This is a genomic window from Bacillus sp. AMCV2 (genome assembly GCF_056033925.1).
Map to the genome: position 1 here is coordinate 3,044,044 of NZ_JBVYIB010000002.1, position 12,633 is coordinate 3,056,676.

Below are 12,633 nucleotides of genomic sequence, written 5' to 3' on the forward strand. Positions count from 1 at the left end.
TGTAGAAAAAAGGCTTCACAGCATTGCTTTTTAAGAAATGACTTGATGACACAAAAAACAGCCGTTCGTTCCCCGGCTGTTTTTTATTAAAAATCAGTTTTTTTAATTTCTACAAAACGGATGTGATGATCTTCGGCGTCGAGGATTTTAAATTCACAGCCCTCCGCGTGTATCACATCTCCTGCTTTCAGCTCCATTTTTTGCGTTAGAAGCCAGCCTGCAATCGTATCAATTTCTTCATTTTCAATCGCAATGTCGAGTAGGTCATTCACTTCGTCTATTAGCGCTTTTCCATCCATCACATAATGGTGCTCGCCCTTTTTCAGGATGTGCGGTGTTTCATCCTGATCATACTCATCGCGGATTTCCCCGACGATTTCCTCGATAATATCCTCTACAGTAACAAGCCCCGCCGTTCCCCCGTATTCATCTACGAGAATCGCCATGTGAATCCGCTCCTTCTGCATGCGGATTAAAAGCTGCTGAACAGGAATGCTTTCAATGACTCTGATAACAGGCCTCATGATTTGATTCAGCTTTATCGGCTGGCCGAGAAAATAAGCTTTAAACATGTCTTTGCTGTTGATGATCCCTAAAATATGATCCTTGTCATCTTTGATGACAGGGTAGCGTGTATACCGTTCATTAATGATAAGATGAATTGCCTCTTCAAGCGACTGCTCCAGAGAGATAACCGCAATTTCTGTCCGCGGAATCATAATCTCTCTCGCTACCCGGTTGTCAAATTCAAAAATCTTATTTACATAGCGGAATTCAGACTGATTGATTTCTCCCTTTTCATAGCTTTCTGAAAGGATCAGCCTCAGTTCCTCCTCGCTGATGACAACCTCATGCTCCTTCACTGAATGAAAGCCAAACAATTTCACAAGAAAACTTGCAGAGCCGTTTAATGCTTTAATAAACGGGTACGTGATTTTATAAAACCAGATCAGCGGCTTTGCAATCCATAAGCTTACAGCTTCAGCTTTTTGAATAGAAACCGTTTTCGGGGCAAGCTCCCCCATCACCACATGCAAAAAAGTGACGATGATAAATGCAACTACAAATGTGACAATGTGGTTAAACGGTTCCGGCATGCCTGTCATTGTAAATAAGGGATGAAGAAAACGTTCAAATGTAGGTTCACCAAGCCATCCAAGGCCGAGGGCAGTAATCGTAATCCCGAGCTGGCAGGCTGATAAATACTCGTCAAGATTGGAGATGATTTTATGTGCGGCTAGCGCTCGGCTGTCACCGCTTTCGATGAGCTGATTGATTTTTGAACCTCTGATTTTGACGATCGCAAATTCCGCTGCAACGAAAACAGCCGTAATGCCAATCAAAACAAAAATGGCGATCAGTTGTAAAATAAGCAAAAAAAGCCCTTACCATAAATGGTAAGGGGCCACCTCCTTAACGTTAATTCTCATCACGACCGTTTAAGAAAATCATCACAAAACGAAGTAGTTCAAACAGGGATACCAGGGCGGCGGCCACATACGTTAAGGCAGCAGCGCTCAGCACTTTATTTACCCCATTTTCTTCATTGTTTCGGATGAATCCTTCTGACACAATAATCTGCTTCGCACGTGAACTTGCATTGAATTCGACAGGCAATGTAATCAGCTGAAAAAAGACAGCCGCTGAAAACAGTATGATGCCAAGCCCGATCAGATTCAGGCTGCCGAGAAGCATGCCTCCTAAGAAAAGCAAAGGAGCTACACCGGATGCAAAATTTACGACTGGGAAGATTTTATGTCTCAGCACAAGCGCACCATATGACTCCTGATGCTGCAAGGCATGTCCGACTTCATGGGAAGCTACGGATATGGCGGAAATTGAGCGGCCGTAATAGACCGGCTCAGATAAACGCACCACCCGTCTTGTCGGGTCGTAATGGTCTGTTAAAGTGCCTCTTACCGGTTCGACCGGCACGTCGTAAAGACCGTTTATATCTAAAATCCGTCTTGCGGTTTCTGCCCCTGTACGTCCGCTTGAGGCTTCCACTTTTGAATACTTTTCAAAGTTGCTCTTTACTTTAAATTGTGCCCAAAACGACAATCCCAATGCGGCTATTGTTAAAAATATAAACAGCATTTTTTCATCATCCTTTTTCCATGATCATTTCTCTATTACGATTATTTTAATGAGTTTTCTTTCCCGTGTACAGAAATGCGCTTTTTCTTCCGGCTTGGAGCACAGAATCCAATCAGCAAAAAGAACAGGCCTGCTGAAAACAAATAAAAGGCGAAACTGCCGGCCAGTTCTTTCAGAAAATAAAACCAGGAGAAGCTGCCGGAAAAGTGATTATATGAATTCAAATCGAAAATAAACAAAATCACCGCGGATGCCGCCAGCTGCGTACCGATCAAAACCACGATCGTTCTTTGAAAGATCGTCATCTTTTTCATCCTTTTTGTTTTAGTTTATGGAGAAATCCGGTTTTATATGTTTTGTACATTTTTTGAAAAACATCACCGGAAGTGGGACATACTGTTAGAAAAAAGCACGGGTGTGATGGAAGCTATGAAAGTGACGAGTGAGGAAAGGGAACAGCTGAGCACAGCAATCGACCGAATGAATGAAGGACTGGACGCGTTTATCCAGCTTTATAATGAATCGGAAATTGATGAACCGCTTATTCAGCTTGATGATGATACAGCCGAGTTAATGAAGCAGGCCCGAGATAAGTACGGCCAGGAAAAGCTAAATGAGAAATTAAATACAATTATTAAACAGATTTTATCCATCTCAGTATCTGAAGAAGGAGAAAAAGAATGAAATCAAATCGGATATTTATTTCATGGCTCAGGTGGCCGTTATTTATCCGAATCGGGGTTATTATTTTATGTCTGATTCTTTTGTTCGGCCAAATTATTTATATACTTGAGCCTAAGCAGTTCACTTCGGTATTCGAAGGCATTTGGTGGGCTGTCGTAACGGTTTCGACAGTCGGTTATGGAGACTATGTGCCGCACACGCCGCTGGGACAGGCAGCCGGAATACTGCTGATTTTGAGCGGAGCAAGCTTTGTCACAGCGTATTTCGCTACGTTATCAGCGGCCGCATTCAGCAGACAGCATCGCTACATCGAAGGAAAAGTTGCTTACAAAGGCCGGGACCACATCATTCTGATCGGGTGGAATGAAAAAACAAACCGGCTTTTGAAGGACCTTCAGCTTGCCGCCCCTTCCAAAACAGTCGTACTAATCGATGAATCCTTAACAGAAGGCCCGCTTATTGAAAACGTTCATTTCATACGCGGGCACGCTGCCGATGATGGGACACTGAAACGGGCCAATATTACTGAAGCGGAATCAGTGATGATTACTGCCGATCAGTATAAAAGTGAAACTGATGCTGATATGCTGTCAGTGCTGACTCTTTTATCTGTTAAAGGGCTTAATCCCCTTTCTTACTGCATCGTCGAGATTTTGACTGACCGTTTTGTCACCAATGCGGAGCGGGCAGGTGCAAACCAAATCATCGGAACTTCAGAATTTATCAGCCGGGCGATGCTGCAGCATTACCAAGTCAAGTTACGGCCGTCTAAACAGCAGAACGGAATCAAGCTGACACTTGATCAGCATGTGGAGCTTCTTGCTGTTCCTGACGAACTAAAGGGAGCGGCTTACAAAACCTGTGTTCTCTATTTCCTTGATCACAACACAACAATTATAGGCGTACAAAAAGAGGAGGGGCCGATGATTTCCCCTCCTCTTACATACAAGGTGCTCGAAACAGACCAATTCCTTGCCATCTAGTGTAACAGAACATCCTCCAATTCTTTCACGAGAGAGGCGCCGATATCCAAAAATGCCGGATCAATTTCCGCGTCCCGCCTTTCCGGTTCGGAAAATTGATTAAACAGTGATTGGAAAGGCCCTCCCTCGGCGTGATCGTCAACACCCGCCTGAAACACCTGTCTCAGCATAAATGGCGTTCCGATCCGGACGGCCGCCCCTCGTTCATCGAGACTGCCCTGTACCGCATTGACGGGAATTCTTAAAAATAAATAGCCGTCTCTATCATCAATTTTATAATCAAAGTAGCCATGATCGTATTCCCAGCCGCCGTTTATCACATAACCGAGCGGCTTCATCACTTGTTCCAGTTCTTGAAGCAGAAAAGACTGCCCATCTATCGCGGAAGGTATTGGTATCATCAGAATGCCCCTTTTTTCACTTATTCTGTCCCGCCGAACAAGACTTCATGCAGAGGCGCACTACATGGAAATCGTTGTTTCTTTCGCGCGTCCAACAGAAAAGAAAGCGCATTCAATTAAGTAGTAAACAGCCATTGCCGCTGCAAGCCATGCAGCTGAATCCCAAGACACATAAACAACCGTTGCATAGAGTCCTAATTTAGTGAAAAGAGTATGGGTTCGTTTTAAATGCAAAATCCGATGTACCGCATCGGTAAAAAGGGCAAGCGGCAAACCAATGAGAAGAAAGGCGTGGATGAAAAAATGTGACAGCGTGCCGCCAAAGCTTGAAGAAAACTCTGTATACACGGCATCAAAGGAGATAAGGATGCTTAAAACAGCTGCAGAAAAACCGGCAATGATGAGATGTTTAACCAATTGTTTCATGAACATCAGCACCTTTCTGATTTTATAAAAAGCCGACCGGCAAATGCCAGTCAGCTTTCTCACATTAATCTTCCAGACGTTTTTCAAGCTCTGCTTTTTTCTCTTCATAGCCAGGTTTGCCGAGTAACGCAAACATATTGACTTTATACGCTTCTACACCAGGCTGGTCAAACGGATTGACGCCAAGGAGATAACCGCTCATCGCGCAGGCTTTTTCGAAGAAATATACAAGGTATCCAAAAGTATATGCATTCAGCTCAGGAATGTTAACGATTAAGTTCGGGACATTTCCGTCTGTATGGGCAAGCATCGTGCCTTGGAATGCTTTCTTATTAACGAAATCAACGGTTTTACCTGCTAAATAGTTCAAGCCGTCAAGATCGTTATCCGCTTCCTCAATTGTCAGTTCATGTTTAGGTTTCTCTACGTTCAGGACCGTTTCGAATAAATCTCTGCGGCCTTCTTGTACATACTGGCCTAAAGAATGAAGGTCTGTAGAATAGTTCGCTGAAGAAGGATAAATGCCCTTCTCATCTTTCCCTTCGCTTTCTCCGAACAGCTGCTTCCACCATTCCGCAAAGTATTGAAGCGCCGGTTCGTAGTTGATGAGCATTTCAATTGTCTTGCCCTTATTATAAAGGACATTGCGAACAACCGCATATTGGTATGCTGGGTTATCTTCCAGTTCAGATGTTGCAAAATCTTTGCTCGCATCCAGGGCGCCTTTCATCATGTCATCAATGTTGACGCCGCTGACAGCAATCGGCAAGAGACCTACAGCTGTTAAAACTGAATAACGGCCGCCGACATCGTCAGGAATAACGAATGATTCGAAGCCTTCTTCGTTAGAAAGCGTTTTTAATGCGCCGCGCTCTTTATCAGTTGTTGCATAAATCCGCGCTTTTGCTTCTTCTTTACCGTATTTCTCTTCAAGAAGCTTGCGGAAAATACGGAAAGCGATTGCAGGTTCAGTTGTCGTACCTGATTTAGAAATCACATTAATAGAGAAGTCAACATCTTCAAGAAGATCCATGACGTCTCTCATATAAGATGAACTGATGTTGTTCCCGATAAAAATGACTTGCGGATTGCCGCGTTTTGCTTTTGGCAAAGTGTTATAAAACGCGTGATTCAGCGCTTCAATCGCTGCCCGGGCTCCAAGATAAGAACCGCCAATGCCGACAACAAGCAAGACATCAGAGTCAGATTTGATTTTTTCCGCGCTTTTTTTGATGCGCGCGAATTCTTCTTTATCATAATGTTCAGGGAGGTCCACCCAGCCTAGAAAATCGCTGCCCGCGCCTGTTTTTTCATGGATATTATGGTGTGCTGTTTTTACAAAGTCCCGCAGATATGTAAGTTCATGTTCGTTGAAGAAAGTCAACGCTTTTGAGTAGTCAAAGCGTACATGCGTCATTGCTTGTCCCTCCATAACGGTATAATGTTTTCATCTTTCACTTTATATGAACTTATCTGTGAAATCAAGTCAAGAAGAAAGGGCGGAATGACTGGATTCCGCCCTTTGAGTTTATAGAGACGCGCGAAGGATGGCAAGCACGTCATCTTTGTTCAGTTTTTGGAAGTTGCCGAAGCCGCCGTGTTCCATTTCCTTGGCTGCGATATCAGCAATCAGCTCAAGCTTTTCTTCTCCAATATTGTAATCAGCAAGACGGGAAGGCGCACCGAGGCTTGTCCAGAACGCAGACAGTTTATCGATTCCTTCAAGCGCAATTTCTTTATCTGTTTTGCCTTCAGTATCAATGTCAAACATGTTGAGCATAAGGTTTTTAAAACGGCCTACATTTGTATCAAGCGTGTATCTCATCCAGTTTGGGAACAGTATTGCCAAACCGCCCGCGTGCGGAATATCATATACAGCTGAAACAGCATGTTCCATTGTATGAGAAGCCCAGTCACCGAAGTATCCCATTTGGAGCGTGCCGTTTAAAGCAATAGTACCAGCATACAAAATCGTTTCACGAAGCTCGTAGTTTTCCAGATCTTCAAGAAGCTTAGGTGCTGTTTCGATGACCGTCTGCAAAACAGCAAAGCACATTCTATCCTGAAGCGGCGTGTTTTCAACATTATGGAAGTATTGTTCGAATACGTGGCTCATCATGTCAACCATGCCGTATACTGTTTGATTTTCTGGAACGGTGAACGTATTTTCAGGGTCTAAAATAGAGAAACGCGGATGAGTGACATTGCTGCCCCATACAAATTTCTCGTTTGTTTCCCAGTTTGTAATCACGGAATCAGGGTTCATTTCAGACCCTGTTGCAGCAAGCGTTAAAACAGTGCCAAACGGCAGCGCATCCTCCGCTGTTACTTTTTTGCTGAAAATATCCCAAGCGTCGCCATCGTATTTGACGCCCGCTGCGATTGCCTTTGTACAATCAATCACACTGCCTCCGCCGACAGCAAGCAGAAAATCAATGTCATGCTCTCTGCAAAGTCCTATGCCTTTTTCCACTGTTGCAAGACGCGGGTTCGGCTCTACACCTGACAGCTCATGAACAACAGCGCCCTCTTCTTTTAAAATGCCTGTGACTTGATCATAAAGGCCGTTGCGTTTAATGCTGCCGCCCCCGTAAACAAGCAGTACATTCTTGCCGTATCGTTTGAATTCTTTTCTTAATTGTTCAAGCTGACCTTTTCCAAAAATCAGCTTTGTCGGATTATAATAAGTGAAATTTTCCATAGTAAAACCTCCAAATGATGCTTGTAAAAAACAGATTTTCCATTGTAACATACGTTGACAAAAAGAAAAAGGGAAGCAGCCAAACGGCTATTTCCCCTTTTTTTATAGAGATGCTTTCAAAATTGACAGCACATCTTCTTTGTTGAGTGATTTAAATTGGCCGAATGTACCGTTAGCCATTGCCTTGTCAGCAATTGTGTCAAGCTGCTCATCATTAATATCATAATCAGCAAGACGGTTCGGAGCGCCAAGGCTTGTCCAGAATGCGGACAGCTTATCGATACCTTCAAGTGCGATTTCTTCATCTGTTTTACCTGCTTCTTCAACATCAAACACGCGAACTGCAAGCTGTTTCATGCGGGCAGGGTTTTCAGACAATGTGTGTCTCATCCAGTTCGGGAACAAAATTGCCAGTCCGCCGGCATGCGGAATATCATAAACGGCTGATACTGCATGTTCAATATTATGAGTAGCCCAATCCCCTCTTGCCCCCATAGAAAGCATGCCGTTTAATGCGATTGTTCCTGTGTACAGGATTGTCTCACGCAATTCGTAATTTTCGAGATCATTAATCAGCTTAGGCGCTGTTTCAATGACTGTACGCAGAAGTGATTCACACATGCGGTCCTGATACGGCGTGTTTGATACATGATGGAAGTATTGTTCGAATACGTGGCTCATCATGTCAACCATCCCGTAGATCGTGTGGTTTTTAGGTACGGTGAAAGTATTCACCGGATCAAGAATCGAGAATTTAGGGAATACGAGCGGGCTGCCCCAGCCGTATTTTTCTTTTGTTTCCCAGTTTGTAATAACAGATCCTGAGTTCATTTCTGAACCAGTCGCAGCGAGAGTCAATACTGTTCCGAATGGTAAAGCATCTTTTGGCTGATGTTTTTTCGTAACGATATCCCACGCATCACCATCATACTTTGCTCCTGCGGCAATCGCTTTTGTACAGTCGATTACGCTTCCGCCTCCGACAGCCAGCAAGAAATCAATGTTTTGTTCTTTACAGATAGCAACACCTTTATTAACAGTCGACACACGCGGATTCGGTTCCACACCTGCTAATTCATGCACGGTCGCTCCGGCTTTATTCAGCTGTTCAATCACTTGATCATATAGGCCGCTGCGTTTAATGCTGCCGCCTCCGTACACAAGCAATACGTTTTTTCCGTAGGGTTTGAGTTCCTCCGGAAGTCTTTCCACTTCGCCGCGCCCGAAAATTAATTTGGTCGGATTCCAGTATGTAAAGTTTTGCATGACATCTCCTCCTTAGATTTTTTATTATGCAGAATGTCCTCACCACATGTAAAGCAATCAGCTCTCACCGATCAGCATACCAGATGGTTTTATTTTGCAGGATGCTGGGAAAGAAGCTGATATAAGCGAGGGCAGGCCAGCTTCCCTCATATGGAGAATGCATGTATAGATTCTCCAATATGTCACAATCTATAACTGTTTTAATAATTCATGGAGGAGGTTGCAAAACATGAGTACCATTCAAAGAATTTGTCTTGTATTAACCATCATTGGCGCCATTAACTGGGGACTGATCGGATTTTTCCAATTTGACTTAGTAGCGGCTATCTTCGGCGGCCAAGGGTCAGCTCTTTCCCGAATCATTTACGGACTTGTCGGAATCGCCGGCTTAATCAACCTCGGTCTGCTATTTAAGCCAAACGAGGAAAGATCACGTGAAGAAGCAGCAAATCCTGAAATGCGATAGGATATCTATCACGCTGAAATAGGATTTTGCATGAAATCAAAAGCACCGAACATTCCTGTCCGGTGCTTTTTTCATGCTTATTTTTTGATAAGGTCTTTGCGGTTGGACATTTCGATCCACTCTTCAAGCTTATCTTTTAATGTGTTGAAACCTTGTGGTGTAGAAGCTTCTTCGCTTACGTGAGCAGCTTTAGGTTTTCTTGGTTTGCTTTCTTTTTTCTCAGGCGCAGCTTGTGTCGCACGAATTGAAAGGCTGATTTTGCCTTTTTCTTCATCAACAGCAAGTACCTTTACTTGTACTTCGTCGCCAACTGAAAGGTGCTCGTTGATATCTTTTACGAAACCGTGAGTCACTTCAGAAATGTGTACTAAACCTTGAGTTTCTTCATCTAATGCAACAAACGCACCATACGCTTGTAATCCTGTAACTTTACCAGTGTAAACACTGCCCACTTCAAATTTTGCTGCCATTCATAACAACTCCTAAGTTAAATTATATATCTGTTTATACGCAATTTAAAATTATATCATACATGTCTTATTTCCGCAAAGAAAACTTTTTTATAAAAAATCAGGTTTATGCACAGCAAAAAGGGGGTAAACTGAAAAATACCAAAGGCTTTCTAGTATTCCCCCCTTTTATTGGATGCGAACAAAAGGTTCGTATCTTTTTTTATGTTGTTTTGTGCAGGAAGCGTTTCATTCTGACTAACGCTTCTTGAAGCTGTTCAATCGAGGTTGCGTATGAACAACGGATATATCCCTCACCGCTCGGACCAAACACACTTCCAGGAACAACTGCCACTTTTTCCTGCGTAAGTAGCTCCTCAGCAAACTGTTCTGAACTCATTCCCGTGCTTTTAATAGATGGAAAAGCATAGAAAGCGCCGCCCGGATGATGACAGCTGAGACCGATTTCATTGAGCGATTCTACAAACAGATTCCGTCTTCTTCGATAGCTTTTTTTCATTTTTTCTACGTCTTCCATGCCGTTCTTCAGGCCTTCAAGGGCGGCAAACTGCGCCATTGCGGGCGCGCACATCATCGCATACTGATGAATTTTAAGCATTGCATCCCGAAGCAAGGATGGTGCCGCAGCAAAACCGAGCCTCCAGCCCGTCATTGCAAATGCTTTTGAAAAGCCTGAGATGACTACCGTCCGTTCCTTCATTCCCGGTAATGCCGCTATACTTGTAAATTCCTCATCATATGTCAGCTCTGCGTAGATCTCGTCGGCTAAAACGATGACATCATGTTTTTTGGCAAACTCAGCAATCTCATTCAGCTCTTCCTTCGAATAAACCGAACCTGTCGGATTCGATGGTGAGCAGATGAGAATGGCCTTTGTTTTTTCAGTGACTGCCGCTTCAAAATCAGCAGCCGTTGCTTTAAATCCTTTGTCTGCCGTTGTATGAACGTGAACCGGGATACCGCCTGCCAAAGAAACAAGCGCATCGTACGCCACAAAACACGGCTCAGGAATGATGACCTCCTCACCTGGATTCACAATGGCGCGGATCGCAATATCCAAAGCCTGACTTGCCCCCACTGTCACAATCAGCTCATTATCTGGCGAGTAGCTAAGGTCAAACCTGTTGCTCAAATAACGGCTGATTTCCTCCCGCAATGAGTATAAACCCGCATTGGCCGTGTATGACGTATATCCTTGTTCAAGAGAGAGAATGCTTGCTTCGCGGACATTCCACGCGGTAACAAAATCAGGCTCGCCGACGCCTAAAGAAATGACGCCTTCCATCGTTGCCGCCAAATCAAAGAATTTGCGGATGCCGGACGGCTTTATTTGTTGTACATAGTCAGATAAATACGAAGTCATTTACGGGGACACCACGATTCTTTTATCGTCGTCTCCTGTTTCAAACACTTTGCCGTCATGCTTGTATTTTTTCAGGATAAAATGAGTTGTCGTAGATACAACTGAATCAAGTGTGGACAGTTTATCCGAAACAAAACGCGCTACGTCAGACATCGAATTGCCGCGAATCACGACAGACAAATCGTATACGCCTGACATCAGGTAAACTGATTCAACCTCTTGGAATCGGTAAATCCGTTCCGCCACTTCATCAAAACCGACGCCCCGCTTCGGTGTTACTTTGACGTCGATCATGGCCGTAACGCCCTCATGTCCGTCTACTTTTCGCCAATCAATCATAGCGGAATAATCGATAATAACCTTTTCTTTCTCCAGTTTGTCAATAATTGTTTTTACTTCATTTACAGGGATGCCCGCCATCTTTGCGATTGTTTCTAAATCGGCGCGGCTGTTTTCGTCTAAAATTTCTAATATTTCTGTTTCTTTTTCTGTCAATTTCATTTGATTCACACCTTTGCAATGTCAAGAAATCTCATGACATTATATCACGTTTTTTGACGAATGCTAAGAAAAAACGAGGAGAAACTTCCGCTAGAATTGACAATTTCAGGGCATAATACAACCATCAAAAAAAGGGAGTGACACAGAATGGAGGCGGTTTCACCAATAAGGCGGTTTACGGTCGATGGAGTCAACGTATACTACGAACATTATCAAAATCCCGGCAGACAAACGCTGGTCTGCGTACACGGTTTTTTATCATCTGCATTCAGCTTCAGAAAAGTAATTCCTCTCCTTCGGGACAAGTACGACATCATCGCGCTTGATTTGCCTCCTTTCGGCCAATCTGAAAAATCAAGAACGTTTATCTATACCTATCAAAACCTTGCTAAGCTTGTCATTGGGATTTTGGAGCACTTGCAAGTGAAACAGGCTGTGCTTGTCGGGCATTCTATGGGCGGGCAGATATCGCTGTCTGCTGCTCTCCAAAAGCCTGAGCTTTTTTCAAAGATTGTGCTGCTTTGCAGTTCAGGGTATTTAAAACGTTCACACCCGACGATCATTTTCGGGACCCATATCCCGTATTTTCATCTTTACATCAAACGCTGGCTCTCGAAAGAAGGCGTGATGAAAAATTTATTAAATGTGGTGCATGACAAATCGCTGATTGATGAGGAGATGATTGACGGCTATGGCAGACCGTTTCAGGACGAGCAGATTTTCAAAGCCATGACAAGGTTTATCCGCCACAGAGAAGGAGATTTAGAACCCGAGCAATTGAAGAAAATGAACAAGCCTGCTCTATTGATTTGGGGCGAGGAGGATCGAATTGTCCCAATGGAGATCGGTAAACGGCTGCACGCAGATTTGCCTAATTCCGTGCTGTACTCACTTGGCCAGACCGGACATCTGGTGCCTGAAGAACGGCCTGAACTTATTTCTGAACACATTGCTGATTTTATCAAATAACAAAAAAACCGGTGCTGAACCGGTTTTTTTAAGGCGTGCAGGAGCTGCTGTTTTTAATCAATAAAAGCTGGCCAGCCACTTCCCGGCAGCTGTCGATCGGCAGCGTTTGTTCAAAAGAAGTTTCAAATATTTGCTGAATGCTTTTCGCCAGCACGTCAGGATCGTCTTCATCATAGACTGCCTGCACGACATCAACAGCCTCCGTTTCGTAAAACTCTTCTCCATATTTAAACGGGTCCCATTTGGCAATGATCTTAATCATTTCCCTGACCGCTTGACTTTCTTCCATATTCATCACCGCTTATA

The 12,633-nt window shown here is 43.8% G+C and carries 16 protein-coding genes; 4 read left to right on the forward strand and 12 right to left on the reverse strand.

Annotated features, from left to right (window positions below; genetic code table 11):
* Window positions 1-86: 86 nt before the first annotated feature.
* From AC0OMA_RS15835 to AC0OMA_RS15845, 3 genes are read right to left on the reverse strand one after another with little or no spacing between them, the layout of a single operon-like run.
* The gene (locus AC0OMA_RS15835) at window positions 87-1,376 is read right to left on the reverse strand and encodes a hemolysin family protein (protein ID WP_063334575.1); all 1,290 of its coding nucleotides are present in this window, start codon (window positions 1,374-1,376) and stop codon (window positions 87-89) included.
* A 43-nt stretch (window positions 1,377-1,419) separates the two neighbouring features.
* Window positions 1,420-2,097, reverse strand: a complete 678-nt coding sequence (locus AC0OMA_RS15840) for a zinc metallopeptidase (RefSeq protein ID WP_003228889.1) — start codon at window positions 2,095-2,097, stop codon at window positions 1,420-1,422.
* A gap of 41 nt (window positions 2,098-2,138) precedes the next feature.
* The gene (locus AC0OMA_RS15845; RefSeq protein WP_014480679.1) at window positions 2,139-2,402 is read right to left on the reverse strand and encodes a YuzI family membrane protein; all 264 of its coding nucleotides are present in this window, start codon (window positions 2,400-2,402) and stop codon (window positions 2,139-2,141) included.
* A 46-nt stretch (window positions 2,403-2,448) separates the two neighbouring features.
* Here AC0OMA_RS15845 and mstX point away from each other — a divergent pair, with 46 nt between their 5' ends.
* Window positions 2,449-2,781, forward strand: a complete 333-nt coding sequence (gene mstX, locus AC0OMA_RS15850; protein ID WP_015384492.1) for a biofilm formation protein MstX — start codon at window positions 2,449-2,451, stop codon at window positions 2,779-2,781.
* Window positions 2,778-3,764, forward strand: coding sequence for a potassium channel protein KbfO (gene kbfO / locus AC0OMA_RS15855; protein ID WP_047183097.1), 987 nt, complete (start codon window positions 2,778-2,780; stop codon window positions 3,762-3,764). The genes mstX and kbfO overlap by 4 nt, the downstream gene beginning before the upstream one ends.
* Here the strand turns inward: kbfO and AC0OMA_RS15860 are convergent.
* From AC0OMA_RS15860 to AC0OMA_RS15880, 5 genes are all read right to left on the reverse strand, one after another.
* Complete coding sequence (locus tag AC0OMA_RS15860; protein ID WP_047183098.1) at window positions 3,761-4,165, reverse strand: YugN-like family protein; 405 nt, start codon at window positions 4,163-4,165, stop codon at window positions 3,761-3,763. The genes kbfO and AC0OMA_RS15860 overlap by 4 nt on opposite strands.
* Window positions 4,166-4,225: 60 nt before the next feature.
* Window positions 4,226-4,597, reverse strand: a complete 372-nt coding sequence (locus AC0OMA_RS15865; protein WP_474222443.1) for a hypothetical protein — start codon at window positions 4,595-4,597, stop codon at window positions 4,226-4,228.
* Window positions 4,598-4,655: 58 nt separating this feature from the next.
* Complete coding sequence (locus AC0OMA_RS15870) at window positions 4,656-6,008, reverse strand: glucose-6-phosphate isomerase (protein ID WP_474222248.1); 1,353 nt, start codon at window positions 6,006-6,008, stop codon at window positions 4,656-4,658.
* 111 nt (window positions 6,009-6,119) lie between these two features.
* The gene (locus AC0OMA_RS15875; protein WP_003228872.1) at window positions 6,120-7,292 is read right to left on the reverse strand and encodes an iron-containing alcohol dehydrogenase; all 1,173 of its coding nucleotides are present in this window, start codon (window positions 7,290-7,292) and stop codon (window positions 6,120-6,122) included.
* 102 nt (window positions 7,293-7,394) lie between these two features.
* Window positions 7,395-8,558: an iron-containing alcohol dehydrogenase gene (locus tag AC0OMA_RS15880; RefSeq protein WP_003228869.1), complete on the reverse strand. Its 1,164-nt coding sequence runs from the start codon at window positions 8,556-8,558 to the stop codon at window positions 7,395-7,397.
* 229 nt (window positions 8,559-8,787) lie between these two features.
* Here AC0OMA_RS15880 and AC0OMA_RS15885 point away from each other — a divergent pair, with 229 nt between their 5' ends.
* Window positions 8,788-9,024, forward strand: coding sequence for a DUF378 domain-containing protein (locus AC0OMA_RS15885; RefSeq protein WP_003220771.1), 237 nt, complete (start codon window positions 8,788-8,790; stop codon window positions 9,022-9,024).
* 77 nt (window positions 9,025-9,101) lie between these two features.
* Here the strand turns inward: AC0OMA_RS15885 and yugI are convergent, their stop codons facing one another.
* The 3 genes from yugI to AC0OMA_RS15900 form a co-directional block, all read right to left on the reverse strand.
* On the reverse strand, window positions 9,102-9,494 hold the full coding sequence (gene yugI / locus AC0OMA_RS15890; protein WP_014477809.1) for a S1 domain-containing post-transcriptional regulator GSP13: 393 nt from the start codon (window positions 9,492-9,494) through the stop codon (window positions 9,102-9,104).
* Window positions 9,495-9,696: 202 nt separating this feature from the next.
* A complete protein-coding gene (locus AC0OMA_RS15895) occupies window positions 9,697-10,857 on the reverse strand; it encodes an aminotransferase (RefSeq protein WP_003228862.1) in 1,161 nt (386 codons plus the stop codon).
* Window positions 10,858-11,358, reverse strand: a complete 501-nt coding sequence (locus tag AC0OMA_RS15900) for an Lrp/AsnC family transcriptional regulator (protein ID WP_009968070.1) — start codon at window positions 11,356-11,358, stop codon at window positions 10,858-10,860. It abuts the gene before it with no gap.
* A 147-nt stretch (window positions 11,359-11,505) separates the two neighbouring features.
* Between AC0OMA_RS15900 and AC0OMA_RS15905 the strand changes: the two genes are divergently transcribed.
* Window positions 11,506-12,327: an alpha/beta fold hydrolase gene (locus tag AC0OMA_RS15905; RefSeq protein WP_015384498.1), complete on the forward strand. Its 822-nt coding sequence runs from the start codon at window positions 11,506-11,508 to the stop codon at window positions 12,325-12,327.
* A gap of 28 nt (window positions 12,328-12,355) precedes the next feature.
* Here AC0OMA_RS15905 and AC0OMA_RS15910 read toward each other — a convergent pair whose 3' ends face one another.
* Window positions 12,356-12,616 carry a YugE family protein gene (locus tag AC0OMA_RS15910; RefSeq protein WP_474222249.1) on the reverse strand — a complete coding sequence of 87 codons (261 nt, stop codon included), beginning with the start codon at window positions 12,614-12,616 and terminating at the stop codon, window positions 12,356-12,358.
* Window positions 12,617-12,633: the final 17 nt, after the last annotated feature.

Excerpts from the sequence above, each read along its gene's own strand:
- AC0OMA_RS15900 (WP_009968070.1), bottom strand. The coding sequence starts at position 11,358 with ATGAAATTGACAGAAAAAGAAACAGAAATATTAGAAATTTTAGACGAA.
- AC0OMA_RS15870 (WP_474222248.1), bottom strand. The coding sequence starts at position 6,008 with ATGACGCATGTACGCTTTGACTACTCAAAAGCGTTGACTTTCTTCAAC.
- AC0OMA_RS15910 (WP_474222249.1), bottom strand. The coding sequence starts at position 12,616 with ATGGAAGAAAGTCAAGCGGTCAGGGAAATGATTAAGATCATTGCCAAA.
- AC0OMA_RS15875 (WP_003228872.1), bottom strand. The coding sequence starts at position 7,292 with ATGGAAAATTTCACTTATTATAATCCGACAAAGCTGATTTTTGGAAAA.
- AC0OMA_RS15840 (WP_003228889.1), bottom strand. The coding sequence starts at position 2,097 with ATGCTGTTTATATTTTTAACAATAGCCGCATTGGGATTGTCGTTTTGG.
- AC0OMA_RS15895 (WP_003228862.1), bottom strand. The coding sequence starts at position 10,857 with ATGACTTCGTATTTATCTGACTATGTACAACAAATAAAGCCGTCCGGC.
- AC0OMA_RS15880 (WP_003228869.1), bottom strand. The coding sequence starts at position 8,558 with ATGCAAAACTTTACATACTGGAATCCGACCAAATTAATTTTCGGGCGC.
- AC0OMA_RS15885 (WP_003220771.1), top strand. The coding sequence starts at position 8,788 with ATGAGTACCATTCAAAGAATTTGTCTTGTATTAACCATCATTGGCGCC.
- AC0OMA_RS15865 (WP_474222443.1), bottom strand. The coding sequence starts at position 4,597 with ATGTTCATGAAACAATTGGTTAAACATCTCATCATTGCCGGTTTTTCT.
- kbfO (WP_047183097.1), top strand. The coding sequence starts at position 2,778 with ATGAAATCAAATCGGATATTTATTTCATGGCTCAGGTGGCCGTTATTT.
- AC0OMA_RS15845 (WP_014480679.1), bottom strand. The coding sequence starts at position 2,402 with ATGACGATCTTTCAAAGAACGATCGTGGTTTTGATCGGTACGCAGCTG.
- AC0OMA_RS15905 (WP_015384498.1), top strand. The coding sequence starts at position 11,506 with ATGGAGGCGGTTTCACCAATAAGGCGGTTTACGGTCGATGGAGTCAAC.
- AC0OMA_RS15860 (WP_047183098.1), bottom strand. The coding sequence starts at position 4,165 with ATGATACCAATACCTTCCGCGATAGATGGGCAGTCTTTTCTGCTTCAA.
- mstX (WP_015384492.1), top strand. The coding sequence starts at position 2,449 with ATGTTTTGTACATTTTTTGAAAAACATCACCGGAAGTGGGACATACTG.
- yugI (WP_014477809.1), bottom strand. The coding sequence starts at position 9,494 with ATGGCAGCAAAATTTGAAGTGGGCAGTGTTTACACTGGTAAAGTTACA.